This is a genomic window from Pseudomonas sp. FW300-N1A1 (assembly GCF_058789115.1).
In genome coordinates this window covers 1-25,595 of the sequence record NZ_JBYTBK010000001.1, presented here as the reverse complement: position 1 = coordinate 25,595, position 25,595 = coordinate 1, and the positions used below count along the sequence as shown (strand labels likewise).

26 protein-coding genes and 1 tRNA gene are annotated in these 25,595 nt (G+C 59.8%); 9 read left to right on the top strand and 18 right to left on the bottom strand.

Features of this window, described 5'->3' with window-relative positions; all coding sequences use genetic code 11:
* The first annotated feature begins 50 nt into the window (after nucleotides 1-50).
* Together AC3WQN_RS00135 and AC3WQN_RS00130 are read left to right on the top strand one after the other, a co-directional pair.
* On the top strand, nucleotides 51-2,498 hold the full coding sequence (locus AC3WQN_RS00135; protein ID WP_103399376.1) for an acyl-CoA dehydrogenase: 2,448 nt from the start codon (nucleotides 51-53) through the stop codon (nucleotides 2,496-2,498).
* Nucleotides 2,499-2,593: 95 nt separating this feature from the next.
* Nucleotides 2,594-2,992: a PA2817 family protein gene (locus AC3WQN_RS00130; RefSeq protein WP_103399377.1), complete on the top strand. Its 399-nt coding sequence runs from the start codon at nucleotides 2,594-2,596 to the stop codon at nucleotides 2,990-2,992.
* Nucleotides 2,993-3,065: 73 nt separating this feature from the next.
* Here the strand turns inward: AC3WQN_RS00130 and AC3WQN_RS00125 are convergent, their stop codons facing one another.
* On the bottom strand, nucleotides 3,066-4,064 hold the full coding sequence (locus tag AC3WQN_RS00125) for a LysR family transcriptional regulator (protein ID WP_103399378.1): 999 nt from the start codon (nucleotides 4,062-4,064) through the stop codon (nucleotides 3,066-3,068).
* Nucleotides 4,065-4,155: 91 nt separating this feature from the next.
* Between AC3WQN_RS00125 and AC3WQN_RS00120 the strand changes: the two genes are divergently transcribed.
* From AC3WQN_RS00120 to AC3WQN_RS00110, 3 genes are all read left to right on the top strand, one after another.
* Complete coding sequence (locus tag AC3WQN_RS00120; protein WP_103399379.1) at nucleotides 4,156-4,782, top strand: alanyl-tRNA editing protein; 627 nt, start codon at nucleotides 4,156-4,158, stop codon at nucleotides 4,780-4,782.
* A 101-nt stretch (nucleotides 4,783-4,883) separates the two neighbouring features.
* Nucleotides 4,884-5,654 (top strand): 2OG-Fe(II) oxygenase, encoded by a 771-nt coding sequence (locus AC3WQN_RS00115; RefSeq protein WP_103399380.1) that lies wholly within the window; start codon nucleotides 4,884-4,886, stop codon nucleotides 5,652-5,654.
* Nucleotide 5,655: 1 nt separating this feature from the next.
* Complete coding sequence (locus AC3WQN_RS00110) at nucleotides 5,656-6,294, top strand: LysE family translocator (RefSeq protein ID WP_103399381.1); 639 nt, start codon at nucleotides 5,656-5,658, stop codon at nucleotides 6,292-6,294.
* 55 nt (nucleotides 6,295-6,349) lie between these two features.
* Here the strand turns inward: AC3WQN_RS00110 and AC3WQN_RS00105 are convergent, their stop codons facing one another.
* The 4 genes from AC3WQN_RS00105 to AC3WQN_RS00090 are packed head-to-tail and all read right to left on the bottom strand — an operon-like array spanning nucleotide 6,350 to nucleotide 9,414.
* Nucleotides 6,350-7,114, bottom strand: a complete 765-nt coding sequence (locus AC3WQN_RS00105; RefSeq protein ID WP_103399382.1) for an ABC transporter ATP-binding protein — start codon at nucleotides 7,112-7,114, stop codon at nucleotides 6,350-6,352.
* A 27-nt stretch (nucleotides 7,115-7,141) separates the two neighbouring features.
* Nucleotides 7,142-7,852, bottom strand: a complete 711-nt coding sequence (locus AC3WQN_RS00100; protein WP_103399383.1) for an ABC transporter permease — start codon at nucleotides 7,850-7,852, stop codon at nucleotides 7,142-7,144.
* Complete coding sequence (locus AC3WQN_RS00095; RefSeq protein ID WP_095078789.1) at nucleotides 7,849-8,577, bottom strand: ABC transporter permease; 729 nt, start codon at nucleotides 8,575-8,577, stop codon at nucleotides 7,849-7,851. The genes AC3WQN_RS00100 and AC3WQN_RS00095 overlap by 4 nt, the downstream gene beginning before the upstream one ends.
* 54 nt (nucleotides 8,578-8,631) lie before the next feature.
* Nucleotides 8,632-9,414 carry a transporter substrate-binding domain-containing protein gene (locus tag AC3WQN_RS00090; protein WP_103399384.1) on the bottom strand — a complete coding sequence of 261 codons (783 nt, stop codon included), beginning with the start codon at nucleotides 9,412-9,414 and terminating at the stop codon, nucleotides 8,632-8,634.
* Between the two features lie 1,166 nt (nucleotides 9,415-10,580).
* On the opposite strand from AC3WQN_RS00090, the gene AC3WQN_RS00085 reads away from it, so the two are divergent.
* The 3 genes from AC3WQN_RS00085 to AC3WQN_RS00075 all read left to right on the top strand — a co-directional run bounded on the left by AC3WQN_RS00085 (nucleotide 10,581) and on the right by AC3WQN_RS00075 (nucleotide 12,919).
* Nucleotides 10,581-11,804 (top strand): type II and III secretion system protein family protein, encoded by a 1,224-nt coding sequence (locus tag AC3WQN_RS00085; RefSeq protein WP_103399388.1) that lies wholly within the window; start codon nucleotides 10,581-10,583, stop codon nucleotides 11,802-11,804.
* Between the two features lie 122 nt (nucleotides 11,805-11,926).
* Nucleotides 11,927-12,634, top strand: coding sequence for a tetratricopeptide repeat protein (locus AC3WQN_RS00080; RefSeq protein ID WP_103399389.1), 708 nt, complete (start codon nucleotides 11,927-11,929; stop codon nucleotides 12,632-12,634).
* Between the two features lie 18 nt (nucleotides 12,635-12,652).
* Complete coding sequence (locus tag AC3WQN_RS00075) at nucleotides 12,653-12,919, top strand: DUF3613 domain-containing protein (RefSeq protein WP_103399390.1); 267 nt, start codon at nucleotides 12,653-12,655, stop codon at nucleotides 12,917-12,919.
* Nucleotides 12,920-13,637: 718 nt separating this feature from the next.
* On the opposite strand, the gene AC3WQN_RS00070 is transcribed toward AC3WQN_RS00075, so the two are convergent.
* The 12 genes from AC3WQN_RS00070 to AC3WQN_RS00015 form a co-directional block, all read right to left on the bottom strand.
* Nucleotides 13,638-14,600 (bottom strand): type II secretion system F family protein, encoded by a 963-nt coding sequence (locus AC3WQN_RS00070; protein ID WP_103399391.1) that lies wholly within the window; start codon nucleotides 14,598-14,600, stop codon nucleotides 13,638-13,640.
* A gap of 29 nt (nucleotides 14,601-14,629) precedes the next feature.
* Nucleotides 14,630-15,616: a type II secretion system F family protein gene (locus AC3WQN_RS00065; protein WP_103399392.1), complete on the bottom strand. Its 987-nt coding sequence runs from the start codon at nucleotides 15,614-15,616 to the stop codon at nucleotides 14,630-14,632.
* Nucleotides 15,613-17,055, bottom strand: coding sequence for a TadA family conjugal transfer-associated ATPase (locus AC3WQN_RS00060; RefSeq protein WP_103399393.1), 1,443 nt, complete (start codon nucleotides 17,053-17,055; stop codon nucleotides 15,613-15,615). The genes AC3WQN_RS00065 and AC3WQN_RS00060 overlap by 4 nt, the downstream gene beginning before the upstream one ends.
* A 3-nt stretch (nucleotides 17,056-17,058) precedes the next feature.
* Nucleotides 17,059-18,279, bottom strand: coding sequence for an AAA family ATPase (locus AC3WQN_RS00055; RefSeq protein WP_103399394.1), 1,221 nt, complete (start codon nucleotides 18,277-18,279; stop codon nucleotides 17,059-17,061).
* The gene (locus AC3WQN_RS00050; protein ID WP_103399395.1) at nucleotides 18,273-18,767 is read right to left on the bottom strand and encodes a TadE/TadG family type IV pilus assembly protein; all 495 of its coding nucleotides are present in this window, start codon (nucleotides 18,765-18,767) and stop codon (nucleotides 18,273-18,275) included. The genes AC3WQN_RS00055 and AC3WQN_RS00050 overlap by 7 nt, the downstream gene beginning before the upstream one ends.
* Entirely contained in the window at nucleotides 18,767-19,246 is a 480-nt protein-coding gene (locus AC3WQN_RS00045; protein ID WP_103399396.1) for a TadE/TadG family type IV pilus assembly protein, read from the bottom strand. The genes AC3WQN_RS00050 and AC3WQN_RS00045 overlap by 1 nt, the downstream gene beginning before the upstream one ends.
* An 8-nt stretch (nucleotides 19,247-19,254) precedes the next feature.
* Nucleotides 19,255-20,595 (bottom strand): TadE/TadG family type IV pilus assembly protein, encoded by a 1,341-nt coding sequence (locus AC3WQN_RS00040; protein WP_103399397.1) that lies wholly within the window; start codon nucleotides 20,593-20,595, stop codon nucleotides 19,255-19,257.
* A gap of 72 nt (nucleotides 20,596-20,667) precedes the next feature.
* Entirely contained in the window at nucleotides 20,668-21,474 is an 807-nt protein-coding gene (gene cpaB / locus AC3WQN_RS00035; RefSeq protein ID WP_103399398.1) for a Flp pilus assembly protein CpaB, read from the bottom strand.
* 15 nt (nucleotides 21,475-21,489) lie between these two features.
* The gene (locus AC3WQN_RS00030; protein ID WP_103399399.1) at nucleotides 21,490-22,809 is read right to left on the bottom strand and encodes a DUF8689 domain-containing protein; all 1,320 of its coding nucleotides are present in this window, start codon (nucleotides 22,807-22,809) and stop codon (nucleotides 21,490-21,492) included.
* Between the two features lie 2 nt (nucleotides 22,810-22,811).
* The gene (locus tag AC3WQN_RS00025) at nucleotides 22,812-23,342 is read right to left on the bottom strand and encodes an A24 family peptidase (protein WP_103399400.1); all 531 of its coding nucleotides are present in this window, start codon (nucleotides 23,340-23,342) and stop codon (nucleotides 22,812-22,814) included.
* Between the two features lie 302 nt (nucleotides 23,343-23,644).
* Nucleotides 23,645-23,839, bottom strand: coding sequence for a Flp family type IVb pilin (locus AC3WQN_RS00020; protein WP_095143778.1), 195 nt, complete (start codon nucleotides 23,837-23,839; stop codon nucleotides 23,645-23,647).
* 123 nt (nucleotides 23,840-23,962) lie between these two features.
* A complete protein-coding gene (locus AC3WQN_RS00015) occupies nucleotides 23,963-24,157 on the bottom strand; it encodes a Flp family type IVb pilin (RefSeq protein ID WP_095143779.1) in 195 nt (64 codons plus the stop codon).
* Nucleotides 24,158-24,577: 420 nt separating this feature from the next.
* Here AC3WQN_RS00015 and AC3WQN_RS00010 point away from each other — a divergent pair, with 420 nt between their 5' ends.
* Nucleotides 24,578-25,441, top strand: coding sequence for an AraC family transcriptional regulator (locus tag AC3WQN_RS00010; protein WP_103399401.1), 864 nt, complete (start codon nucleotides 24,578-24,580; stop codon nucleotides 25,439-25,441).
* Nucleotides 25,442-25,518: 77 nt separating this feature from the next.
* On the opposite strand, the gene AC3WQN_RS00005 is transcribed toward AC3WQN_RS00010, so the two are convergent.
* A tRNA-Gly gene (locus AC3WQN_RS00005) sits at nucleotides 25,519-25,594 on the bottom strand.
* Nucleotide 25,595 lies beyond the last annotated feature (1 nt).

Genomic DNA, 25,595 nt, shown 5'->3' with positions numbered 1-25,595 from the left:
CGTCTACGCTCTGGAAGTGGTTTTGCCCTTGGTTTCACGGAGGATTGACTATGTTGCTGTTGTGGATACTGGTACTGGCGATCGGGATCGCCTGGCTGGCTCACCGCCGCACCGCGCCGCTGCCCGCCCTGGGCATCGTTGCGGTCTACCTGGTGGCGATGGGCGTCGTGAGTCGCGCACCCGGCTGGTTGCTATTGATATTCTGGATCATGCTCGCGGCCGTGGCCGCTCCCCTGCTGCTGCCGGACCTGCGCCGCAAGTTGTTAAGTGCGCCGCTGTTCAGTTGGTTCCAGAAAACCCTGCCGCCGATGTCACAAACCGAACGCGACGCGATCGATGCCGGCACGGTCTGGTGGGATGGCGAGCTGTTCAGCGGTCGCCCGGACTGGAACAAACTGCTGGCCTACCCCAAGGCGCAGTTAAGCGAAGAAGAGCAGGCCTTCATCGATGGCCCGACTGAAGCCTTGTGCGCGATGGTCAGCGACTGGCAAATCGGCCAGACCATGGACCTGCCGGCCGAGGCCTGGGCGCACATCAAGCAGAACGGGTTTTTTGCCCTGATCATTCCCAAAGAGTATGGCGGCAAGGGGTTTTCGGCCTTCGCCAACTCGCAAGTGGCGATGAAGCTGGCCACCCGCAGTGGCGACCTGGCGTCCACCGTGATGGTCCCCAACTCCCTTGGCCCGGCCGAACTGCTCCTGCACTACGGCACCGAAGCACAACGAAACCACTACCTGCCCCGCCTGGCTCGCGGCGATGACATCCCCTGCTTTGCGCTGACCGGCCCCCTGGCCGGCTCCGATGCAGGCTCGATGCCCGATACCGGGGTGATCTGCAAGGGCCAATGGGAAGGCCAGGAAACCCTGGGCCTGCGGTTGAACTGGGAAAAGCGCTACATCACCCTGGGACCGGTCGCCACCCTGCTCGGCCTGGCATTCAAGGCCTATGACCCGGACCATCTGCTGGGCGACCAGGAAGACCTGGGCATCAGCCTCGCGCTGGTCCCCACCGATATCGCCGGCGTGGAAATCGGCCGTCGTCACCTGCCCCTCGGCGCCTCGTTCATGAACGGCCCGAACTCAGGCAAGGACGTGTTCGTACCACTGGATTTCATTATCGGCGGCCAGGAAATGCTCGGCAAAGGCTGGATGATGCTGATGAACTGCCTGTCGGTCGGGCGCTCGATTTCGCTGCCGGCCGTCGGCACCGGTGCCGCCAAGTTCACCAGCCTGGTGACGGGCCAGTACGCGCAGGTCCGCGAGCAGTTCAACGTCCCGCTCGCGGCCTTCGAAGGTATTCAGGAAGCCATGGCGCGTATCGCTGGCAACGCCTGGATGATGGACGCGGCGCGCATGCTGACGGCCACCGCGCTGGACCTTGGAGAAAAGCCGTCGGTGTTGTCGGCGGTCCTCAAGTACCACCTCACCGAGCGCGGGCGCGAATGCATCAGCCATGCGATGGATGTCCACGGTGGCAAGGCGATCATCATGGGCCCCAACAACTACCTGGGTCGCAGCTGGAACGGCGCGCCGATCTTCATCACCGTCGAAGGCGCGAACATTCTGTCGCGCAACCTGATGATCTTCGGCCAGGGCGCGATCCGCAGCCATCCATTCGTACTCCAGGAAATGGCCCTCGCCAGCCGCGAAGACAAGGACCAGGCACTCAAGGAGTTCGATGGCCTGTTGCTCAAGCACATCGGATTTGCCTTGGGTAACGCTGCCAGCACCCTGATGCTCAATCTCGGTGCTGGCCACTTCGAACGCGCCCCGGGAGACAGGCTCAGCCAGCGCTACTGCCGTGCCCTCAACCGTCAGGCCGCGGCCTTCGCCCTGCTGGCCGACCTGAGCATGATGCTGCTGGGGGGTGAACTGAAACGTCGCGAACGCCTGTCGGCCCGCCTGGGCGATGTACTGAGCAACCTGTACCTGGCCTCCGCCGCGCTCAAGCGTTATCACGACCTCGATTCGCCGCAGCACATGACGCCCCTGTTTACCTGGGCCATGGAGGAAAGCCTGGGACAGTCCGAGCGCGCGCTCGATGAATTGCTGAGCAACTTCCCGAGCAAGGTATTGGGCTGCCTGCTACGGGTCATCGTGTTTCCGTTCGGTCGGCGCCACAAGGGCCCATCGGACGCACTCGCGGCCGAGGTCGCGGCGGTGATCGGTCGCGCCAAAGGCGATCCAACCCTCGAAGAACTGCTGGGCGGTTGTTACCGTCCACAATCGCTCGAGGACCCGGTTGGCGTCCTGCAACAGGCCTGCGACCTGTTGAGCGCTGTACAGCCGCTGCAGAAAAAGCTGCACAACGCACTCAGGAGCGGGCAGTTCAAACCGGCTGCCGGAGAGCCCCTCATCGATGCCGCGCTGGAAGCCGGCGTGCTGCAACTGATAGAGGCGCAAAGCCTGCGCGAGGCCGAAGTGGCGCGGCGTAAAGTGATCGATGTCGATGACTTTTCCAAGGAGCAACTGGAGCTGGCAGAGGGCAAGATCCGATAAAGCAACGGCACGCCCAGCGGTTCAATGATGAAATGCGGGCGTCGGAGCTATATACTCCGGCGCCCGTTTTGCTTTAGTTCTAGAGGACTCCCGTTATGCTCGACCAAACTCTCGTCCAGCTCGACCTCCTGCGCAGTATTCTGGTCGCTGTCGGTGAAGCCGAGCAGGTTCCGGAAGAAAGCCACGCGCTGTTTCTGGAGCGCTTCGACGAACTGCGCGCCTCGTTGCCGATCGATCCGATCGAAAGCCAGTACCTGGGCCAGGACCTGCTGTGCCAGGTGATCCAACGCTACCCGCAAATTGCCCACCTGGTACCACGGGACCTGCTGTGGTTCTTCGCCGGTGACTGCCTGCACTACATGCCGGACGATGAAATCGATCTGTACCAGGCCCTCGAAGAACGTCGTTATGAGGCCGAGCAGAACGATGAGCCGTTTGACTGGAACCAGGAAAAGCAACTACTGGCGCTGTCGAACCAGGACAGCAAGCACTGATCTGCGCTCAGTGACGCAACAGGCCCGCACGGTTCGACCGGCGGGCCTTTTTTGTGGCCATGAATCCTGGCTGTCAGTACAACCCGTCACTCTCGGGCAACTCGTACTGCGCCGAGAGCTTGCCTGAACCACCGGACTTGCCCGGGTTGCTCAGGGTCGGCTCCTTCTCCAGGCACTCCACCAGATAGTCGATCAGTACCCGCAGCTTGGGCGGCAGGTAGCGTGTTGGCGAATGCAGCAACCAGGCCCCGCCATGATAGGAGGCCAGAAAGGTCCAGTCCGGCAGTACCTGTACGATCAGGCCTTGTTCCAGGGCATGGCGCGCCGTGAAGTACGGCAGGCTGCCAATGCCGATGTGCTGCAACACGGCCCCCAGGCGCACGCCAGTGTGATTGGCCGCATATCGGCCACGCACGCCGACGGTGACGGCTTTGCTGCCCTTCTTGAACTTCCAGCGCGCATCGCTTGGGGTTTCGCCCAGGTAAACACAACTGTGGTTGAGCAAGTCATGGGGATGGGTGGGCGTGCCGTGCTCGGCCAGGTACTGGGGTGTCGCGCACAGCATGTGGTCGATGGTCAGCAGTTGCCGCCCCACCAATCCCGCGGGCGGGCGATCGGTAATGCGAATGGCCAGGTCGACATGATCGTCGATCAGGTCAACCTGGCGATCCTCCAGCAGCAGTTCTACATCGACCTTGGGATAACGGCGAAGAAATTCCGGCATGTGGGGATGAATCACGAACCGTCCCACCGCCTTCGGTACGCTGACCCGCACCAGCCCTTCGGCCTCCTGGGTGAACTGACCACTGATTTCCATCACCGAGCGGGCGGCGCTGACCATCTCCTGGCACCGCTTGAACACCTCCTCTCCGCCGTCACTCAAGCGCAATTTACGCGTGGTGCGCTGAAGCAAGCGGGTGGCCAGGGCTTTCTCCAGGCGCGAAATGCTGCGGCTCACCGCTGAGGGTGACGAACCCATCTGCCGGGCGGCTTCGGAGAAGCTGCCGGTCTCGACGACCTTGACGAAAATCGCCATTTCACCCAGCAACGGTAGCGGTAGATTTATGCTCACAGCACAACAGTCCTTTGATGTTTAAACGGATTATCACGTAATTCGGCGGTACATATAATAAAAAATAGAAATTTTAGTAAGGCCGTGGAATATGACGCTTCGCCTCTTTTTCCATAGTGATGACCTCAAGGCCAACGTGGAAGTCCTGGAATGTACGCCCTGCGAAAACGAGTTTGCCGTCGTGCTGCGAGCGACGCTGTTCCATCCCCAGGGTGGCGGTCAACCCTGTGACACCGGGTGGATAGGTGACAGCCAGGTCCTGCGCGTCACCCAGGAAGCGGACCGGATCGTGCACTATGTCGACCAGCCGGTTGCCCCGGGAATGACCCGGATACAGGTCGACGAGCCGCGTCGACAACTCAATACCCGCCTGCATTCGGCCGGGCATCTGATTGGTCACTGTGCCGAATCCCTGGGCTGGATTCCCGTCAAGGCCCATCACTGGCCTGGCGAGGGTCGCGTGACGTTCATGCCGGGCCAGGCGCCACAGGAGCTCAACGTCGAGACGCTCCAGAACACCCTGGCCCAGTGGATTGCCAATGACCTGCCGCGCTTGACCTCGCTGCGCGAAGGCGCGCGGGAAATCGGTTTCGGCGAGCTGCCCGCCTATGGCTGTGGCGGCACCCATGTACGGCGCCTGCAGGAATTAGGCACGGTCACTATTGCTTCCCTTTCGCAAAAGAAAGGCGCCCTTTCAGTTCGCTACGACGTGAACTGAGTCATTCGGCGATGACGCTACGCTTGGGCCCGCGTCATTGCCTGAAGCCGGTGGGCCTGCACTCGCAGGCTTGATGACTCTCTGCTAGATGGACCTAAGACATGATGCTTGACGTCGGATGTCTCGATGAGACCTGCCTACAAAAACTGGCCAACGAAGAAGTGCTCGCCATCCGGCTCAAGCACTTTCTCCCCGGACCGCTCGCCCTCCAGATCGGCAACAAGATTCTCGCGCCCGGTTTCGAGGGCTACATCAACGCTCCCAGTATCGGACGCATCGGCATGGCGTTCTACGAAGCGCAAAACCAGCCACCGCTGATCGAAGACTATTTCGAGCGCGCCAGTGCCAACACTGCCGAACTGCGTGCCCGTTGCGCGCCCTACTCCTCCCCCGTCGACACCCTGCGCTGCCTGCTCGACGAGGCATGGCCAGCCGGCGCGCACCTGGAAACCCTGTACGGTCGCAAGATGTACGCAGGCCTGTCCCGAGTGGTCAAGCCCGGGGTGTGCTTCCTGGCTCACCACGACATTTTCGCCAAGGACGCACCCGACAGTTTTCAGGCCCGCAGCCTGGAGGCGCAATTTGCCTGCAACCTCTACCTGAACATGCCCACCGCAGGAGGCGCCCTGCAGATCTGGGACCACGACATCTCACCCGAACGGTTCGATGAAATGCGCGGCGACAGCTACGGCATCGACCCGGCCCTGCTCGGCCCGCCCACCCTGGAGATCGTTCCGCGGCCCGGCGATTTCATCATGTTCAATTCACGCCGCATGCACGCGGTGACACCGGGACTGGCCGATCCACGATTGAGCCTGTCGTTCTTTGTCGGCTATCGCGGCAATGCCTCCCCCCTGACCTTTTGGAGTTGAAATGCTTTCGAATTACCTAGGCGAATTCCTGGCGCTGGCGACCATTCATTTTCTGGCCGTCGTCGCACCGGGACCTGATTTTGCGGTAACCATCCGCCAGAGCGTGCGGTTCGGGCGCGTGGTCGGGATCTGCACGGCGTTGGGTATTGGCGCCGGCATTTCGGTGCATGTGCTCTATACCTTGCTGGGAGTGGGCGCATTGATGCACACCACGCCCTGGCTGCTGACAGTGGCCAAGGTGGTGGGGGGCGCCTACATTCTGTACCTCGGCGTGAGCCTGCTGCGCAGCAAACCCAAGTCGACGGTCGAAGGCGAGAACGTGGTGGAGCAATCCCTGGAACAGCAAACCCTGTTCAAGGCATTCACCACGGGTTTTCTGACCAACGCCACCAACCCCAAGGCAACGCTGTTCTTCCTGGCGATATTCACCACCCTCATCAGCGCCACGACCCCCTTGCAGGTGCAGGCGCTGTACGGGCTGTGGATGTGCTTCGTCAACGCCCTGTGGTTCGTGATTGTGGCGTTGTTCTTTTCAAGCAGCCGGGTGCGGGTGTTGTTCATGCGCATGGGCCACTGGTTCGAAAGGACCATGGGCGTGATCCTGATCCTGTTTGCCGGGCGCTTGATGCTCTCGCTGTGAATCCGCAGGCCGGAGAGCAACGGGCAGTTGCTCTCCGGCCTGACAGCGCGGCCTGTTACTTGAGGTTACCGCTGAGGAACTGCTGCAGACGCTCGCTCTTCGGATTGCCCAGCACCGCTTCTGGTGCGCCCTGTTCCTCGACCCGCCCCTGATGCAGGAACAGCACCTGGTTGGACACTTTGCGCGCGAAGCTCATTTCGTGGGTAACCATGATCATCGTCCGGCCTTCTTCGGCCAGCCCCTGGATCACCTTGAGCACTTCGCCCACCAGTTCCGGGTCCAGGGCCGAGGTCGGCTCGTCGAACAGCATGATTTCCGGCTCCATGGCCAATGCCCGGGCAATAGCCACGCGCTGCTGCTGGCCACCGGAGAGAAATGCCGGGTATTGGTCCGCGACCCGGGCGGGCAGGCCGACCTTGTCCAGATAACGGCGAGCACGCTCTTCAGCGTCCTTTTTACTCACGCCCAGCACCCGGCGCGGGGCCATGGTGATGTTTTCCAGCACGGTCATGTGGCCCCACAGGTTGAAATGCTGGAACACCATCGCCAGGCGCGTGCGCAGTCGTTGCAGTTCGGCATCGTCCGCCACGCGCATGCCGTGGTGATCCTTGACCATGCGAATCGGCTTGCCGTCCATGCTCATGGCGCCGTCGTTGGGGGTCTCGAGAAAATTGATGCAGCGCAGGAAGGTACTCTTGCCCGAACCGCTGGCGCCGATCAGGCTGATCACATCACCGGTATTGGCCTTCAGCGAAACGCCCTTGAGTACTTCGTGGTTGCCGTAACTCTTGTGCAGGTCTTCAATCGTCAATTTGTACATGTGCGCAAGCATCCTCAACGGGAAGTCTTAGTGAGCCGGGCCGAGAAAGGCCAGCCAGCGGCGTTCAGCCAGTCGGAACAGGCCGACGAGCGCAAAGGTGACCGCCAGGTAAATCAACGCGGCAATACCGAACGACTGGAAGGTCAGGAAGGTCGCGGAGTTGGCGTCGCGGGCGACTTTCAGAATGTCCGGGATGGTCGCGGTAAAGGCCACGGTGGTCGAGTGCAGCATCAGGATCACTTCGTTGCTGTAGTACGGCAGCGAACGACGCAATGCCGAGGGCATGATCACGTAGGCATACAGCTTCCAGCCGGTCAGACCATAGGCCTTGGCCGCTTCGACTTCGCCGTGGGCCATGCTGCGAATCGCCCCGGCAAAAATCTCCGTGGTGTAGGCACAGGTGTTCAGGGCAAACGCCAGGATGGTGCAGTTCATCGCATCGCGAAAGAACGCATCCAGCACCGGCTGCGCGCGGATCGCCGCCAGGCTGTAGATCCCGGTGTAGCAGATCAGAAGCTGGATGTAGAGCGGCGTCCCGCGGAACAGGTAGGTGTAGAACTGCACCGGCAGACGCACGTAGAACCTGTCGGAAACCCGGGCGATGGACAGCGGGATCGACACCAGGAAACCGATGAGGATCGAGGCACTGAGCAACCACAGGGTCATGGCCAGGCCGGTGATGTGGTAACCGTCGCTATAGAAAAACGGTTTCCAGTATTCCTGCATGAGTTCAATCATCGTACAGCCTCCCGGGTGCCTGCCGCGTAGTGCCGTTCAAGCCAGCGCAGGACAACGTTCGACGCGCTGGTGATCACCAGGTAGATCAGCGCCGCCAACACCAGGAAAAAGAACAGTTGATAGGTGCTTTTGCCAGCGTCCTGGGCCGCCTTGACCAGATCGGCCAGACCGATGATCGACACCAGCGCGGTGGCCTTGAGAATCACCATCCAGTTGTTGCCGATACCCGGCAGGGCAAAGCGCATCATTTGCGGGAAGACCACGAAGCGAAAACGCTGGGCGCGGCTCAAGCCATAGGCGGTGGCCGCCTCCATCTGCCCACGGGGCACGGCGAGGATCGCGCCACGAAAGGTCTCGGTGAAATAGGCACCATAGATGAAGCCCAGGGTGATGATCCCCGCACCAAAGGGATTGATCTCGATGTATTCCCAGTCCATGACCACCGTGAAACTGGTGAGCCAGGTTTGCAGGCTGTAGAAAATCAGCAGCATCAGCACCAGGTCCGGCACGCCGCGAATCAGCGTGGTGTAGAGCTGGGCCGGAATGCGCAACAGCTTGACGCTGGAGAGCTTGGCGCTGGCACCGATCAGGCCGAGCACAACGCTCAGCAACAGCGACAGTATCGATAACTTGACGGTCATCCAGGTGCCTTCCAGCAGCAGAGGGCCAAAACCCTGCAAACTGAATGCGGAAAGCCCGAGTGTCTGTAGCACAGCTTCGAACATAATTGAGGACCTATAGCGATAAAAAAGCGCCCATCCGGGGACGGGCGCGGGGCGTTATTTGCCGCTGTAGAGATTCAGATCACCGAAGTGCATCTTCTGGATCGAGGCGTAGGTGCCGTCATCGTGCAGCGCCTTGATGCCTTTATCGATAAGGGCCTTGAGCTCGGTATTGCCCTTGGCGATACCCACTGCGGTCTTGGCGGGTAACAGCTCGCTGTCGACCGGTGGGCTGACCTCGAAGCCCACGCCTTGCGGCGACTTCAGAAAACCCAGTTCGGCTTGCAGCATGTCCTGGATCGAGGCGTCGAGGCGACCGGAAATCAGGTCCGCGTAGACCTGGTCCTGGTTGGCGTAGGCCTGGGTCTGCACCCCTGCCTTGTCCAGTATTTTCTTGGCGTAGGCCTCTTGAATAGTTCCCTGCTCGTAACCGACTTTCTTGCCCTTCAGGGAATCCGGGTCGGTGCTGAGGCTGGCGCCTTTCTTGAACACCAGCGCGGTCGGGCCGGAGAACAGCTCACTGGAGAAGTCGATGACCTTCTCACGGGCCGGTGTCACGGTCATCGAAGAGATCACACCGTCGAACTTGTTGGCTTTCAGACCCGGAATCGTGCCGTCGAAATCGCTTTCGACCCATTTGCACTTGACCTTCAGTTCGGCGCAAATCGCGTTACCCAGATCGATATCGAAGCCTACCAGGCTGCCATCGGCCGCTTTGGATTCAAACGGCGCGTAGGACGGATCGACACCAAAACGCAGTTCCTTGTATTCCTTGGCCGTTGCCAGGCCTGTAGCCATGCACAACGTCAGCGCAGAGAGGGTCAGCAATGTTTTTTTCATTATTATTCAACTCCTGAAAACCACTAGGGCGCTTGTGCGCGCGGGTACTACTCCCGGAATGCACGCAACGCCTCCGACCCCGAACCCATCTCAAGCACATGCTTTAAGCAGTCCTGTACGTCGGTGCCTGCCGGCAACTCCCACGCACATACACTTACTTGTACGTACAAGCATATGCAATCAGTCAGCCAACTCATCAACCACTGGCTGATTCACTCCGCACAAAACAAGATCAGAGGCTCTGGAATAAGGGTATCAAGCATCGAGAAGCGATTTTCGAGGAGCACTGCAGCGCGCTCGCGACTGTTACCTCCATCGCGTTTTGCACCGAGTCAGTGCATTCGGTAACAACCTGAAGAACGGCACGGCGTGTAGAAATACCCCGCAATGGGGCAATGCTGTTCAGTTAAGAAAGGCTTGAAGCGGGTGAGAGACCCGTGGCGAGCGAGCTTGCTCGCGCTGGTGCGCGAAGCGCACCCAACAAAGCGACTACGGTCTTTCAGAACGAGCTCGACGATAGTTTTCGGGGCTGCTCTGCAGCCCAGCGCGAGCAAGCTCGCTCGCCACGGGGATGCATTGAGCAACCCTATCCTTAACTGAACAGCATTACCGCAATGGGGGGGCTGTTGCGCTGTAGAAAAAGGATCACCGCGCGTCAACCAATGCCGCTCGATGTACGAATTTTTTGAGCGGTGGAATAAAAAAAAGCGTGCCCGAAAATCCCTGAACTAAGCTGTCCACTTTGCGTAGAAGACCCAGAAACCGTGGCAACACCTCTCCCCAAGTCCCTGCTTTCAGAAGTGTTCCTGATTTTTTAACGAAAGCTTTTCTTTGCAATATGGCGGTTTGCCTTGTTTGAACTACTTTCAAACAAGGAGAACGTCTTGCTGGTGCAAGTCGCATACGTTTCGTTCAGTGATCAATTAGCGGATTGGCATAAGGAACTACCACACTATGATCCTGGCCCGTTTGTTCCTGGCTTGCCCCCTGACTGCCGTCGGCTTGACCGGGCGTGTGAACCAGGCCTCACGGCTCCCGTCCCCAGGAATATTTCTCACTCTCATCCCGTTTACCGAGATCACTTCACCGGTCGGCCCGACCCGTGTCCGGGGCTCGGCTATGCACAGCACCCAGGAAAATCTACGTATTCAGCGAGGATGCACTTAATGAACTATCGTACCCTGCCCGCTTTCAAGCGAGTTTTCCATGGCCTGCTGTGGGTGGGCCTTAGTGTGGATACCGCCCAGGCTGCGCCGAGCAATTGCGCGCAACTGGCCAATTTACCCGCCGTGTATGAAGTCGGCCAAGGGCTGCAGAGCGAGCTGCGCATGCCCGTTCCGGTGACGCAACTGGCGGTGGGCGACCCGAAAGTCGCCGACGTGCAAACCAGCAGCGGTAGTGCTTTCATCCTCACGGGTATCGCCCCGGGTGCCACCAGCCTGATGGTCTGGACCGCCTGCTCCCCCACACCACGCCAAAGCATGATATTCGTCAAGGGCAAGGCGACCGCCGCACTGACCAGTGTGGCGACGGGACCTACCGACGACTCAATGTTGCCCAGCCAGGTGCAGACCGACATCCGCTTCGTTGAAGTCAGCCGTACCAAACTCAAGGAAGCCTCGGCCTCGATTTTCGGAGAACGCGGCAACTTCCTGTTCGGCTCGCCAAGAACCGTGCCCACCATCAACGGCATCGTCCAGCCCAGGCTGCCATTCAACAACGATTCGTTCAACCTCTCCTATCTCGGTGGCAAAACCCTGGTGATGATCAACGCCCTGGAAGGCAGCGGTTTCGCCTACACCCTGGCGCGGCCCAGCCTGGTCGCCTTGAGCGGACAGAGCGCAAGCTTTCTCGCCGGTGGTGAAGTGCCGATCCCGGTGCCCAGTTCGGGCAGCGACAACGTGTCCATCGAGTACAAGGAGTTCGGTATCCGCCTGACCCTGACCCCCACCATCATCGGGCGTGATCGCATCTCCCTGAAAGTGGCGCCGGAAGTCAGTGAACTGGACTTCAGCAACGCCGTGCAAATCGCCGGGACCGCCGTGCCGGCGCTCACCATACGACGCACCGATACCAGCATCTCGCTGGCCGATGGCGAAAGCTTCGTCATCAGCGGCTTGATCAGCAGTCGCAACTCCTCTCAAGTGAACAAGTTTCCTGGACTGGGCGACATTCCGGTGCTCGGCGCGTTCTTCCGTGACAACGCCATCAACCGCGAAGAGCGCGAGCTGCTGATGATCGTTACGCCACACCTGGTCCAGCCGCTGGCCGCCAACGCGAAGCTGCCTTCGTTGCCGGGCGAACAACTGCGCAACTACGACCCGAATTTCTACCGCATGTTCTTCCTGGAAAACGGCGACTTCGACAAACGCACCGGGTTATCGCAATGAGCCGGTGCCTGAATCGGTCTTTTCTCACCCTCCCCCGTCAAGACGTTGACCTTGAGCGCCTGGCCGACGAGCCGTGTTACCGCTGGCCGAGCACTCAAGGGGGCATCACCAGAGGACACTCGATGAAAGCAGTCATTGCACTAACGGCGAGCTTGATGCTCGCTGGGTGCGCCTCGAACGGCTTCTCTTCGAAACCTGCCAGTTGCGCCAAGCCCACCTCGGACCAGGAGTTGTCGCTGAATCTGGCCGAAGAGATGGCCAAGGATGGCCGCCTGTATGCCAGCCTGGCGAACCTGGACGGGTTGCCGGATGACCTGGTCCAGGTTCGCCTGCGCAAGGCGCGGGTACTGCGCATGCTCGGCCGTAGCGAGGCCGGGCCGCTGTATCAGAGCCTGATCGGCACCTGCCTGACCGCTGAAGGGGAACATGGCTTGGGGCAGTTGGCGGCTGCCCGCGGTGATTACGCGGTCGCCACAGCGCACCTTGAGCGCGCGGCGAAAATGAACCCCACCGATGAGAAGATCCGCAATGACCTGGGGGTCGTCTACCTCAATCAACGGCGGATAGAGGAAGCACGCTTCGAGTTCATGACCGCCCTGGAGCTCAAGCAGGAAGATTCACCGGCAGCCCTGAACATGGTCACGCTGCTGATCTATCAGGATAAATGGAAGCAGGCCGCGGAACTCGCGACCCGCGCCAGCCTGACCTCCAGCCAGGTCTCGGAGGCTCACGCTCGCGCGGAAAAGCTCAAGGCCTCGGGTAAATCGACGGAACCCGCGCCCAATCGCGTAGCAGAGGCGGTCGGCGCCTCTACGGCGGCGATCAAGTAGACCCTACGAGGAACTGACATGAAGACCAAACAGTTGGCTCTGATGTGCATCACCTGCCTGTCCACGAGCGCCTGGGCGATTGATCCGGGCCCCTCGTCCGTCCCACAGCAAGGCACGGAACAATGGTTGCAACTGCAGATTCGCGGCGTACTGGCGTCGCCTAAACTGCAAACCGCCTCGGCCACCGAACGTGACCTGGCCATGCAGCGCTGGCTCGATAGCTACACCTATAAGATTCCGGAGTTTTATGACCAGGATATGGCGGGAGACATTACCAGCGACTGAGTCACGCCAGAGGCACATCAGCCTCTGACGTCATTCAATACAAGCGTATTCCAATGTTGTCCGGCCAACAGGCCGGGGCAACTTTTTTGCGCTGGCTGAGTTTTCAGCTTGAGGCTTCCTTCTCAGAAAAGTGCAATGGGAAGGGATACAAAGCTCGGCCAACGAGATGACTCGCTGACGTTTAAATTGTCGGTCGTTGATCAGGTCGGAAAAGGCGAGAAGCTCATAACGATCGCGGGTGAAATCCGAGGACACAAAGCCTCAATCGGCACTCGCAAGCTGCTCTCACTGATGCACGAGCAGCGCTAAAGACAAGAGTGCCCAGACCTGGATCCTTTGTTCGAGGTCTTGCGTGAGCACCGTGGCGAGTTCGCAGGAAGCGGGCCTGCCACCCGTGCTTGCGCCAGCCATCATCGCTTTCGCTGTCACCCCAACCAGCTGAAGACAAGCCTGCCGCAAGTGATCGCGACAGGCTCGGAGAATGCTGCGAGAGGCAATCACCCTTTACAGCCTGGAGCGACCGCACTCGCCCTCAACATACAAAACGCCCGATGCTGTGCATCGGGCGTCAGGGTGCAATGGCTGTAAGTCTGTTTCAGGACTGGACAGGGTAATGCGGGGCAGCCGCAGGGCCGCAACGGTGACAGGATTGAATGTTCCGCTCCCCTATTCCACCCCATGTTCCGATAGCAAACCCCTCAAACAGCCAACGCCTGCCTCACATTTTCCCGAACGCCCTGAACACTCCGATCATGGCCGGCCCGATGGCGACCAGGAAGAAGCTCGGCCATAAACAGAAGATCAGTGGGAAGATCAGCTTGGTACCGATTTTCGCGCCCATCTCTTCGGCCGCCTGTGTACGCCGGTCACGGAACTCGTCGGCATAGATGCGCAGAGTGTCAGCCACACTGGTACCAAAGCGAATACTCTGCGCCAACAAACTGACCAGGCCCTGGACATCCTCGAGCCCGGTACGCTCGGCCAGTTGTTTCAGAGCCTCGGTACTGGTCACCCCGGCACGGATTTGCGCGTTGACCAACGCCAGTTCCTCCGCCAGCTCAATCTGACTGACCGCCATCTCCTCGGCCACCCGTTCAATGGTTGTGGGCAGGGCCAAGCCCGATTCCACACACACCACCATCAGGTCCAGGGCATCCGGAAACGCAGCACGCAAGCGGGCTTGTCGCATCTGTTTACGCTTGTTGACATAGAATGCCGGCACCAGCCATCCAATACCCGCCACCAAGAGCACCAGCAGCATACCCAACGCCAGGGAGAGCCCACTGATCAGCGGTAACACCAGCAGCGCAACACCGATCAGCACCAACGGCAGCAGCAAGCGCGCCGCCCAGTACATCTGCACCGCCGAAGTCGAGCGGTAGCCGGCATGTATCAACAGCATCTGGGTCGCGGAGGCCTTGGTCGATTCGGCCGAGCCAAAGCGTTGCCCCACCCGCTCCAGCAACAGTTGCAGGTTGCCCGGTGCCTCCTGCCCGGACACCGCACCACCACGCTTGATCAGCGCCAGGCGACGCTGCACCGGGTCTTGCAAACCGAGCAACAACAACGCCACGGTGACCACCGCCAGAATCGTACTGGTACCGATGGCAGCGACGAACAACAGCCGCGCCAACTCCTCGTTACCCGTCACCCGACTGAACAACCCGAGCAAATAATCCATGATCTGTACCTCCCGGTAGCGACCGGCGCCTAAACCTGAATCCGGATAATTTTGCGTATCCAGAAAATCCCGATCAACATGGCGCAGAAGGCGCCCATGATCAGCTTGTGGCCTATGGGGTCATTGAACAGCACGGGCATGTAGCTCGGACTGGTGAGCACAATCGCGATCGCCAGCACGAAGGGAATGGCCACCAGCACCCAAGCCGACATGCGTCCTTCGGCCGACAGGGTCTTGACCTTGCGCTGGAAGCGGAATCGTCCGCGGATCAACCGGCTCAAACGCTCCAGCACCTCCGTCAGGTTGCCGCCGGTTTCGCGATGGATGAGTATCGAGGTCACCAGCATCATCACCGTCATGCTCGGCATACGCTCCAGCAGGCCGAGCATGGCCCGGCGCACATCATTGCCATAGTTGATGTCGGCAAAGGTCAGGCCGAACTCATGCGCCACCGGCCCCTTGTGCTCCTCACCCACCAGGCGCAAGGTTTCGTTGAACGGGTGCCCGGCGCGCAAGGCCCGGCACATGGCATCCAGGGCATCGGGCAGGCCCTCCTCGAACGCCGCGAAACGCTTGCCACGGTCACGGGAAATCTTCAGCAGGGGCAGCCAGAACACCCCGAAGCAGACTGCCAGTGCCATCCACCAGACCGAAGAGATCATCCACACCAGAATACCTGCGCCCCCCCCCAGCAACAGCCCGAACAGCAGCACCCGATAGGCCCGGTACTCGTGCCCGGACTGCTCGATCATCTGGGTGATGGACTCCATGAAGGGCAACTGCTCGAGCCAGGCCTCCATGGGAGACAATCGCGTGAGGTACTTCTGCCGTAGCACCGTCTGCATGTTCGGCAGCTGGTTGACCTTCTCCAGTTCATGCAAACGCCCACGGATGCGCTTGCGCATCTTGCCGGCCTCGCCGAACACTGGCACCACCACCCCTTGGGACAGGAGGAACACGGCAATAAACACCATGCCGAGAAAGACCAGAATGAATTCACTGGGAATCTGGTTCATGACTGCCGCTCCTCCATCCACTCAGGCCTGAACATCGTCAGCGGCAGTTCGATACCGCGCTTGGCCAAGACATCGCGAAATGACGGGATCATGCCGCTGGGCCGGTACTCGCCAAGCACTTCGCCGTTTTCGCCCATGCCCTGGCGGGCAAAGGAGAATATTTCGGTCATGGTAATGATCTCGCCTTCCATGCCGTTGATCTCTTGCACGCTGACCAGTCGCCGCTTGCCGTCTTCCTGGCGCTCCAACTGGATCACCACATCAATCGCCGACGCAATCTGCTGACGCATGGCCTTGATCGGGAACGTGGCGCCGGTCATCGACACCATGTTTTCGATACGCCCCAATGCATCGCGTGCGGTATTGGCGTGGATCGTGGTCAACGAACCGTCGTGACCGGTGTTCATTGCCGTCAGCATGTCCAGCGCCTCGGCGCCCCGCACTTCGCCGATAACGATGCGGTCCGGGCGCATCCGCAGACTGTTGCGCACCAGCTCCCGCTGGCTCACCTCGCCCCGCCCTTCTATATTCGAAGGACGGGTTTCCAGGCGTACCACATGGGGTTGTTGCAGTTGCAGCTCGGCCGAGTCCTCGATCGTGACAATGCGCTCGTTCAGTGGAATGAAGCTGGAGAGCACGTTAAGCATCGTGGTCTTGCCGCTGCCGGTCCCTCCGGAGATCAGCACGTTCAAGCGCCCACGGACAATCGCCTTGAGCAGCAGGGCAATGGCCGGGGTCAAGGTCCCGACCTGGATCAAGCTGTCGGTATTGAGCAGGTCCACGGCAAAGCGGCGAATCGACATGCTCGGTCCGTCGATGGCCAGCGGCGGGATGATTGCGTTGACCCGCGAACCGTCCTTGAGCCGGGCGTCCACCAACGGCGAGGATTCATCGATACGCCGGCCCAGACTGGAAACGATCCGGTCGATGATATTCAGCAAATGCTGATCGTCGCGAAAACGCACGTCAGTGCGCTGCAGCTTGCCGAAGCGTTCGACATAGACCGAGGCATGGCCATTGACCAGGATGTCGGACACGCTGTGATCGGCCAGCAACGGCTCCAGTGGGCCAAGCCCCAGCACCTCGTCGGTGATCTGCTTGATGATCAACTGGCGGCTGGCAGAGCTTACCGGCGCAGAATGTTCATCGAGCAGGCGCTGGCAAATCTCGCGGATCTGTCGTGCGGCATCGGCCTGTTCAAGGGTATCCAGTAACGACAGGTCCATGACCTTGAGTAGCTGCTGATAGATCTTTTCCCGCCACTCGGCCTCCACCACGGTGACCTGGCTTCGGGTCTCATAAACAATGTCCGGAGCTGCACGCTCCCACGCCATCAGTTCTGCAGCCGGGTCTTCCAGGTTTTCGTCCTGTTGCCCATGCAGCGAGGTGACCGGTTTTCCGGACTGTTTGCGCAAGCGATTACGAATGTCGTTGAGCATGATTCATCCCCTGAAAAGACGGTGGAAGGCGCGATTGAGTAAGCCCCGTTTGTTGCTTATCTGGACACCGACCAACTCGTCTGTCATCTGATTCAGCGCAACAGTGATCGGTGACCGTGGCGCACACAAACCCAACGGGACGCCGGTGTTCTGACTCTGGCTGACCGCGTTGAAATCGTTAGGCAGTTTCAACAGATTCGCGCAGCGCAGCGCCTCGCCAATGTCCTTGACGCTGACGGCGGCGGACTTGTCAAAGCGATTGACCACCACCTGCAGGTTTTCGCCCCGTACCCCCAGGTCATCGCGCAGTATCCGCACCAGGGAACTGGCATCGCGCAAGTGGCTGACACTCTGCTGTGCCACCACAAACACACGATCCGCCTGCTCCAGTACAGAGCTGGTGAGGTGATCGATTTGCCGTGGCAGGTCGACCACCACCCAGTCATAACTGGTTCGAGCCAACTGCAGCAGCGCATCGAGCTGGTCGGTATGGGCATCCTGCGGCAGGCATAGCTCGCCCGCCCGGCCACCCAGCACATGCAGGGTCGGGCTGAAGTGACTGCAGAACCCGCGAAGCGCCACCGCATCCAGGCCCTTGATCTGCTGCAACACCTCCAGGTGACTGTGCGACTGCTGCACATCCAGGTAATGGGTCACGCTGCCAAATTGCAGGTCCAGGTCCAGCAGCAAGGTAGTGCCACCTCTGGTGCTGAGTTGCTGGGCCAGGTTGCAGGCCAGCAAGGTAGTGCCGGACCCGCCTTTGGCGCCCATTATCGCGACCAGTTTGCCCTCACCCTCGCTACCGGCCCGGATCTCTGTCACCAGGCGGTTCAGGGCCGCGACCAGTTCAGTCTCGACCAGCGGTTCCGGCAACACGTCACGGGCGCCGGCCTGCATCGCCAGGCGCATGCCGTCCTGCTCACTCAATGAGCCACACACCAGCATCGGCGGACGCTCACTGGCCGGACGCTGGAGCAGCGCCGACAATTCTTCACGCCATAAATGGCTGACACGCACCAGCAGCAGGTCGGGTAGGCGCTCCAGGCCATAGAGCGGGTCGACGTGGCCGTTGCTCACCAGCCGCGTACTCACCTCAAGGCCAGGCAGCCGCTGGCAGACGCTTTGCAAGTCACGCAACGACACGGCATCACGACTGCTGATCAGCAGGCGCAGCCCGGATTTGCCGGTTGCAGTAGATAGCGGGATATCCTTTGTACTCAGCATTGTGTTTTCTCCGTCGAATCGGAGCGACGCCCGAGGCTTTCGCGCGGCAAGGTCGCCCTGAACACAGGCAAGGTAATCGGCACACCGAACCCTGGAATGAACAGATTGAAAACGAAATTCTGCAAGCTCACCTGGACATAGCGAATGGCGCGGAAGCCATTGACGCCGCTGGTATCGGAGGGGTTGGCCACCTGCGCACCGCCCTCAGTCAGATAAGTCAGCGTCAGGTTGTCGGTGCCCAGATTGCCAATCAACTGGCTCGTCCCCGCGTCCTCCGCCGCATTGAAGATCGCCCGCCGCAATACCACCGGATCGCTGATATCGCATACCGCCGCCAGGCGCGCCCCACGTCGCACGGCTTCATCGAGCGCACTGACCGTAAAGTACAGGCGTCCCATTTCCACCACCGCGAATAACAGCGTGAATACCAGCAGGCCAACGAAAGCGAACTCCACGACATAGGTGCCGCGCATCTGTTTGCGGTTCATCACAGTGCCCTCATGACAGTCGTGGCGACCAGCGGGATACCCAGTGAAAACGCGTTGCCAAAGAAACCCGGCATCGTTCCGGTACAATTGCCGGCGCCGATCACCGGGCAAAAGTTGTAGGTGATGGTGACCCGCACATGGTCGGTCCCCACGGCCTCGACTACCACATCGTTTATTTCCAGGTCTGACAAGACCTCGTCCCCGGCCTGACTGGGCACACCATACACTGCAACATTTCTCGTCTGGGCCTTCAGCGGGTCGCTTAGCACCACCGCACCCAGCGTCGAGTTCCAGGCCTGGCTGGCAACAAAACGGTCAGCATCACGGCTGGCCTGCAGCAGTACGTTGTACTGGTAGAGCATGCGACCGAACTCGCCGAGGGCCAGCAACAGCAACAGCAACAAGGGCAGGACCAGGGTGAACTCCACCAAGGCCAGGCCTTGCTGGTTCTGCGCTCGCTTGAAAGCGTGAAGTGCCATGACGCCTCCTAGGAATCAGTGCTCGGAATAACGCTATTGGGGTCATCCGGGTCGTCGATGTAGGTTTTATACAGCTGGATGATCTGCGGACCGGAATTGGTCGACGGCTCAGGACCGGCAACACTGTCACCTTCGCACTCTTGCACGAACTGTCCGAAGATCTCCGAATCCTTCCCACCGTCGTCGACTGGCTGCACCACGAAATAACAGCCAAAGCCCAGGACGGGAATCGAGCTGGATCCGCCATCCTTCCCGGTGCAGTTGCCAATCACGACTTTCAGCATCCGGCGCTCGAACACCCCACCGCTCTGACAACTGCCGACACCGGCCACACAGTCGGCCGTACTTGCACGCCAGTCGTTGTAGTCCAGTATCCCGATGCCGCCGGCCGAGAGGCTACCATCGCTTGAGGTGACAGTTTGTCCCAGGTACTCCGGTACCAAGCCGTTGGCTTTCAACCCGGGCTGGCTGGAAGTGGTCACCAGGTCCGGCGGATAATCCGAAGCATTAACCGGGCCTTTGTAAATACCAAAGCGGGTGTTCAAGCCATGGGAGGTGGGGCCGACCTTGTTGCCCGGTTCAGTCTTCACAGTGTCCCCTGGGCACACCTTGATTCCTCCGGCCAGGCCATCCTCGACACTCTTGCCACCGGAACCAAAATCGAGCAACTGGAAGTTGCCCGGGCCAATGGGCGATTTATCGCCCGCTGCCGTTTTCAAAACTACCGGGTCTCCAAAGTGGTAACCCCAGAACATCCCCGCGTCCGGGTCGTATGCAGCCGAGTTGCCACACACCATCAGCGGTGCGAGATCACAGGGGCTGGTAGGGCTGGGGCCGGCGGTGGCAATCGCCGCCACCGCTTTGTCCCCCAGGCCGCCAGCGCCCAATGCCTGGACAGCGCCCCAGAAAAAGCCTGTCAGTTGATAACTAGGTACCGAGACCCGAACGAACTTGGCATCGGTCGGCCCGGGGTAGTCAAACGGTCCGTCGACTTTGGTGGCCAATTCCACTACCGCAAAGTCCTCCGGACTGCCGCCTACCTTCGCCTCCAACTCGTCGTTACCCTCGGCACCGGCATTTAGTGTCAGCGTTCTGAGCGCGGCAGTTCGCGTGGTGCTGGCGACATTGCTCCCGCCCGCCACTTGACTCAGGGTTTTGGCGCCACTCAGGGCCGCCGCATCCACGGCGTTCTGCAGGCGGGTCTTGTTCAGCAGCATGTGACCACCATCCAGCGCCAGGGCGGCCATCATGGTAATTGCCACCAGCGAAATCGCCATCAAGACGCTCACCGCGCCTTTCTGGCGCCTTGCCGTCGCCATGAGCGACCACTGAGTCTGGAGATTCATCATCAAGCCCTCGTTTACCGGTAATGATCCGCCTCGGTGCGCCCTTAGCCAGATGCCCGGGCGCCCTGCGCCGTATCAACGTACGATGACGACCTTGGATTCAATTCCGCGGATAATGGTGACGTCTGCTGGACCACTACGGCGCGTCACGGCTTTTGGCGCCGCCGCAACAGGAGGGGTGACCTGGGCCACGGCCGGCAACGGCGGAGTTGTAGCGGCGACTTTTTTATCGAGGTTCAGCGGGTTGCGCAGTGCCAGTTGCAACTTCCCTCCGGACTGCGCCGTGACCAGAGTCTCGGCCTCGGTAGCCGACATCTCGAGCGTCACCGCACGCACCACGACCGGTTGCGTCTTGTCGGTCCCCGCAGTCTGGTCCACCGCCAGCACCCGCAGGTTTTCGAGGATGGTTTTGGCAGGTGTGGTGCCGCCCGCATTCGCGTTTTTGGTCGCCAGCACATCGACCCGGTTACCCGGCAACAGGAACCCGCCCACCCCCACCACATCGTCCACCCGTACCGACACGGCACGCTTGTCAGGGGCAATCAGCGACGCCAGGGTGCTGCCGCCCAAGTGCTCACTGACCCGTGCACCGCGCACGATATCGCCGCGCAGGATGTCGAACGTGGCAATCTTGCCCAGCACCTTGTCGGTGGAGTCGAAGGCATCATCCGGCACTGTATCCATCGGCATGCGCACCGTCGAAATGTGCTGGGCCTCGACCAACTGCCCAAATGGAATCTCCACCGTGGCGACTACCACGCTTTGCAGATGATCATCCGGGCTGGCATTGAGTCGTTTGCTCAGCCAACTGTCGGCCATCCACGCGGCCCCCAGACCCAAGACCAGGGAAACGCCAATCAGGCTAAGAGTACGAGAGCTCATGTCTGTATCTCCTTATCAAAGAAAGTCGAGCTGGACGAAGTAGTTGTGCCAGGCCCACTCCAACTCTTGCGGGGACAGTGCTCCGGAACCGCCCATGTAGCGCTGGCGATCGAGCGCCATGTTCAGGAGGTCGCGGGGATGGCAAGGCACCAGGGGCATGCCTTCGCTTGCATACAGCCGCTGCAGCACATAGCGCAGCAGCAAGGGATCATGACGAATGCCCAAACGCTCGCTTTCCTGCTGCCAGATCCGTTCGTACTCTTCAGGTTTCAGGTAACCGAATTGCAGCTTGTAGCCAATGCGCCGCAGGAACGCCTCGTCGGCCAGCTCCAGGGGATTGAGGTTGGTGGAAAACACCAGGATCAGGTCAAAGGGCAGCTCGCAATGGCGCCCGCCGCCGAGGTTGAGGAAGTCACGCTTTTCCTCCATCGGTACGATCCAGCGATTGAGCAGTTCGGCCGGCGCCATGCGCTGGCGCCCCATGTCGTCGATGATGAACAGGCCGTTGCTGGCCTTGAGTTGCAAGGCGGCCTGATACTGACGCGTGAAGGGGTCATAGCGCACATCCAGCTGCTCCATGCTCAACTCACCGCCGGTGATGACGATCGGTCGCTTGCAGCACAGCAGTCGACGGTCGATGCCTTCGTTGAGCATCAGGTTGCCCTGCTGGCCTTTGTCATCCAGGCGTTGATGCACCTGGGGGTCATAGATCTCGATCACCGCCTCATTGATCGCAATGGCGTGAGGCACCCAGATCGCCTCGGCGAACAGACGGATCAAGCGACTGCTGACATAGGTCTTGCCGGTACCCGCGGGACCATAAATCATGATCGCCCGCCCGGAGTTCATGGCCACGCCCAACTGATCGAGCATGCGCTCCGTGAGCACCACCCCCGCGAGGGCGGCGCGCATATCGTCGGCATTGATGCGTCCGTGGTGAATGGTCTGCAATTTCAGCAGCGAGCGGTAGGAACTGACCGGGAAAGGAGCGGCACCGATGTAACCGCTACGGGACAAGGCATCGCGAGCGGCACTGCGACCACGCTCGGTCAAGCCATAACGCAGCGATTGTCCACCCGTCTGACCCAACACTTCGACACGACCGTCCTTGCGCAGAAAGCCCAGGATCTCTTCCATCACGGCGCCGGTCAGCGCCAGGCGATCCACCAACCGGGACATGTCCAGCACACCGGCGTCATACAAGTGCTTGCACACCAGTTCACCGAGAAAACTCTCTGCCAGGCCCGTGTCGCGGATCGTGCAAGGCTGAGGCGCCAGGCGCTGTACTGCATCCCGTTCGCTGGGGTAGGCATCGCTATCGACGATGACGTGCATGACTAAACTCCCAGTCCGCTGGCAAAGAGTTGCCAGTGAACGCTGTTCAAGGTTCCGAGCAAAATGGCGACGGAATAAGGAAAAGGTCTGCCCGCCACTTCATTCGAGGCCGGCGCCATATAGGCCTGTGCCCTGAGCATCAGCCAGTAGCGTCCCAGGGTCTGCACCAACTGACCACGCACCAGCACGATCAGGAAGCCACAGATTCCACCGGCTATCAGGCTGAACAAGGCAGCCCACAAGGCGTAGTGGACCGGTAAAAAGCTGCCGACCATGGCCATCAGCTTGACGTCGCCGGCGGCCATGCCGCCCAGGGCGTACATGGGTAGAAACAGTGCAAAACAGATCAGCACACTCAACAGGCTGTCGCCCAATCCGCTTACACCGCCTGAATAGGTCTGACCGGCCAACCCGAGGGCAAGGCCCACCAGAATCAGCAGGTTGGGAATACGGTGGCGACGCAGGTCGCTCACCACCGCGATGCCCAGCAGCCCGATCAGTAAAACAGTAGAAACCAGCAGTTCTGTGGACATCTCGTCTCTCCCGACCGGGAAGTTTCGTTAGCACGCTAAGTTGCTATTCATGACCTGCATACTGCCCGCTGCCGCTTACTCCATAGATCGGGCCATCCGCATCTTTGGTGAACTTCAGCAATAAAGCTCTAACGGTTTGCGGCATCATTTTGCATTCCTCGGACTCCTGGCTATACCGAACAGAAAGTCCGCTGAAAGAGAAAGTGCGAAGTCCATTGGGTTATCCGGTGGTGCTATTAGCGAAACGTTACACCGGTTACTCCATGGACTTCGTCTTGCAGCCCCAACGTGCAAGATAGTTATTAGCACGCAACGTTGCCATTAGCGGCTTGACACAGCTCCGTGATCTGGGTTTCAACCGCTTCACCCAAAAGAACGAACGCCGCGGCAACCAATACCGTAATCAACCCACCCGCCACCGCGTATTCCACAATGGTCAGGCCGTCCTCGTCCTTGGCAAACTTCAGAGCTGACATTTTCATTGTTTGCAGAGTCATGTTGTATTCCTCGGATTCGTAACTACATCGCTCAGAAAATCCATGGGCAGAGGTCGCGCGAAGTCCAGTGAGTTATTCAGTTGTGGACTTCGCAGCGCCTTCCCCCAACATGCGTGGTTGTTATTAGCACGCAACGTTACCGTTAACAGCCTGGCACAGCGCCGTGATCTGTGTTTCCACCGCTTCGCCTAAAAGAACGAATGCCGCGGCGACCAATACCGTAATCAACCCACCCGCCACCGCGTATTCCACAATGGTCAGACCATCTTCGTCTTTGGCGAATTTCAGTACCGAAGCCTTGATTGTTTGCAGAGTCATTTTGCCCACCTCATTTTCTCGAATGTTGTTCTTCCGGGGGACAGCACGTTTTGCACTGCCTGTTGCTACCCTAGTCAGGTCCCAGCCAAGCCGTTAGGAGTCTTTTGCACTTCGTTAGGACTTTTTTGCAGGCACTGCAAAATGCCATGCACGCCGCTTGCGAACGGACAGGGAGAATGAAAGGAGGAAAAGAATGGTTCGCGAATGTCACTGTCACTGATTCGCAAGCGACCAGCGGCGGATGCCGGGTGCAGCCAAAGTACGTAGCATCCGCCACCCGGCACCGGCGTTGCGCCGACACACCGACACATAGCACCCATAGAACTAAATACCGATTCTCTTATCAGGATTTAGTCTGCGAAGTGATAACACATTGTCAATACTACTGAGCGTAGGGAGACGAACCTCAGAGCGAGAAATATGACGTCCAACGCGAGCAAGCGACCATCTCTGTTATGGTTCGATCTGACCCATGATCGCTCCACCCATGAACTCATCAACCAGTTCGTGGGGACTTGCGATTGCAGACCCGCCAAAGACTCGATGTTTTCCATCGGGGAACAGGCCGACATGATCTGCATGCACTTCGATCGCCCCGATACAGCTGGCCTGCGGCTGTTGCTGGAAATCAAGCACACCCAGCCCAAGATTCCGATCACCATGTTCACCGTGCAGCACTCCGAAGAGCTGGCCGTATGGGCCATGCGCTCCAGTGTCTGGGAATACATGGTGCTGCCCCTCACCAGTGCCGAGAAGAACCGTTACCTGACGGCCCTGCTGCAACTCTGCGAACTGCGTCGCAACGGCCAGGGCAAGACGTCGCAGATCGACCACGCTCCGACCTTGCCTGGCAGCATCCGCCTGACCTCAGAACACCAGAAACACCAGGCGCTGAACAACATACTGCTGTACATCGACCAGCACTTTACGGAGAACATCGACCAGAGGGACCTGGCAAAGCGCTTCGGCATGACCGCATTCCGCTTCAGCCGCCTGTTCAAGGAGGCCAACGGGCTTGGCTTCATGGATTATGTCTTGAACAAGCGCATGAACTACGCCAAGGATTTGCTCGACAACAGCCAGATGCCCATCACCACCATCGGCTATGAAGCCGGGTTCAAGGACCCGTCCTACTTCGCGCGCGCCTTCAAGCAGTTCGCCAACTGCACACCCAGCGAATACCGCCAGGCACACCAGCTCAAGGTGCCGTGTGCAATAGAACCGATACTCGACGCTGAAACCGCTCAAATACTCGACCAACTGATACACAGCCTGGGCAGCTGAACCGCCGCCAGCCTTCTGGGCATACAAAAACCGCGCACACAAAAACGCCGCTCAATGAGCGGCGTTTTTGTTGAATATGGAGCGGGAAACGAGACTCGAACTCGCGACCCCGACCTTGGCAAGGTCGTGCTCTACCAACTGAGCTATTCCCGCA

What these genes read in the sequence shown, in the direction of transcription:
- AC3WQN_RS00055 (WP_103399394.1), bottom strand. Translation starts at nt 18,279, where the DNA reads ATGCTGAGTACAAAGGATATCCCGCTATCTACTGCAACCGGCAAATCC.
- AC3WQN_RS00010 (WP_103399401.1), top strand. Translation starts at nt 24,578, where the DNA reads ATGACGTCCAACGCGAGCAAGCGACCATCTCTGTTATGGTTCGATCTG.
- AC3WQN_RS00075 (WP_103399390.1), top strand. Translation starts at nt 12,653, where the DNA reads ATGAAGACCAAACAGTTGGCTCTGATGTGCATCACCTGCCTGTCCACG.
- AC3WQN_RS00110 (WP_103399381.1), top strand. Translation starts at nt 5,656, where the DNA reads ATGCTTTCGAATTACCTAGGCGAATTCCTGGCGCTGGCGACCATTCAT.
- AC3WQN_RS00065 (WP_103399392.1), bottom strand. Translation starts at nt 15,616, where the DNA reads ATGAACCAGATTCCCAGTGAATTCATTCTGGTCTTTCTCGGCATGGTG.
- AC3WQN_RS00130 (WP_103399377.1), top strand. Translation starts at nt 2,594, where the DNA reads ATGCTCGACCAAACTCTCGTCCAGCTCGACCTCCTGCGCAGTATTCTG.
- AC3WQN_RS00020 (WP_095143778.1), bottom strand. Translation starts at nt 23,839, where the DNA reads ATGACTCTGCAAACAATGAAAATGTCAGCTCTGAAGTTTGCCAAGGAC.
- AC3WQN_RS00100 (WP_103399383.1), bottom strand. Translation starts at nt 7,852, where the DNA reads ATGATTGAACTCATGCAGGAATACTGGAAACCGTTTTTCTATAGCGAC.
- cpaB (WP_103399398.1), bottom strand. Translation starts at nt 21,474, where the DNA reads ATGAGCTCTCGTACTCTTAGCCTGATTGGCGTTTCCCTGGTCTTGGGT.
- AC3WQN_RS00080 (WP_103399389.1), top strand. Translation starts at nt 11,927, where the DNA reads ATGAAAGCAGTCATTGCACTAACGGCGAGCTTGATGCTCGCTGGGTGC.
- AC3WQN_RS00045 (WP_103399396.1), bottom strand. Translation starts at nt 19,246, where the DNA reads ATGGCACTTCACGCTTTCAAGCGAGCGCAGAACCAGCAAGGCCTGGCC.
- AC3WQN_RS00085 (WP_103399388.1), top strand. Translation starts at nt 10,581, where the DNA reads ATGAACTATCGTACCCTGCCCGCTTTCAAGCGAGTTTTCCATGGCCTG.
- AC3WQN_RS00015 (WP_095143779.1), bottom strand. Translation starts at nt 24,157, where the DNA reads ATGACTCTGCAAACAATCAAGGCTTCGGTACTGAAATTCGCCAAAGAC.
- AC3WQN_RS00120 (WP_103399379.1), top strand. Translation starts at nt 4,156, where the DNA reads ATGACGCTTCGCCTCTTTTTCCATAGTGATGACCTCAAGGCCAACGTG.
- AC3WQN_RS00040 (WP_103399397.1), bottom strand. Translation starts at nt 20,595, where the DNA reads ATGATGAATCTCCAGACTCAGTGGTCGCTCATGGCGACGGCAAGGCGC.
- AC3WQN_RS00030 (WP_103399399.1), bottom strand. Translation starts at nt 22,809, where the DNA reads ATGCACGTCATCGTCGATAGCGATGCCTACCCCAGCGAACGGGATGCA.
- AC3WQN_RS00105 (WP_103399382.1), bottom strand. Translation starts at nt 7,114, where the DNA reads ATGTACAAATTGACGATTGAAGACCTGCACAAGAGTTACGGCAACCAC.
- AC3WQN_RS00095 (WP_095078789.1), bottom strand. Translation starts at nt 8,577, where the DNA reads ATGTTCGAAGCTGTGCTACAGACACTCGGGCTTTCCGCATTCAGTTTG.
- AC3WQN_RS00060 (WP_103399393.1), bottom strand. Translation starts at nt 17,055, where the DNA reads ATGCTCAACGACATTCGTAATCGCTTGCGCAAACAGTCCGGAAAACCG.
- AC3WQN_RS00050 (WP_103399395.1), bottom strand. Translation starts at nt 18,767, where the DNA reads ATGAACCGCAAACAGATGCGCGGCACCTATGTCGTGGAGTTCGCTTTC.
- AC3WQN_RS00025 (WP_103399400.1), bottom strand. Translation starts at nt 23,342, where the DNA reads ATGTCCACAGAACTGCTGGTTTCTACTGTTTTACTGATCGGGCTGCTG.
- AC3WQN_RS00135 (WP_103399376.1), top strand. Translation starts at nt 51, where the DNA reads ATGTTGCTGTTGTGGATACTGGTACTGGCGATCGGGATCGCCTGGCTG.
- AC3WQN_RS00070 (WP_103399391.1), bottom strand. Translation starts at nt 14,600, where the DNA reads ATGGATTATTTGCTCGGGTTGTTCAGTCGGGTGACGGGTAACGAGGAG.
- AC3WQN_RS00090 (WP_103399384.1), bottom strand. Translation starts at nt 9,414, where the DNA reads ATGAAAAAAACATTGCTGACCCTCTCTGCGCTGACGTTGTGCATGGCT.
- AC3WQN_RS00115 (WP_103399380.1), top strand. Translation starts at nt 4,884, where the DNA reads ATGATGCTTGACGTCGGATGTCTCGATGAGACCTGCCTACAAAAACTG.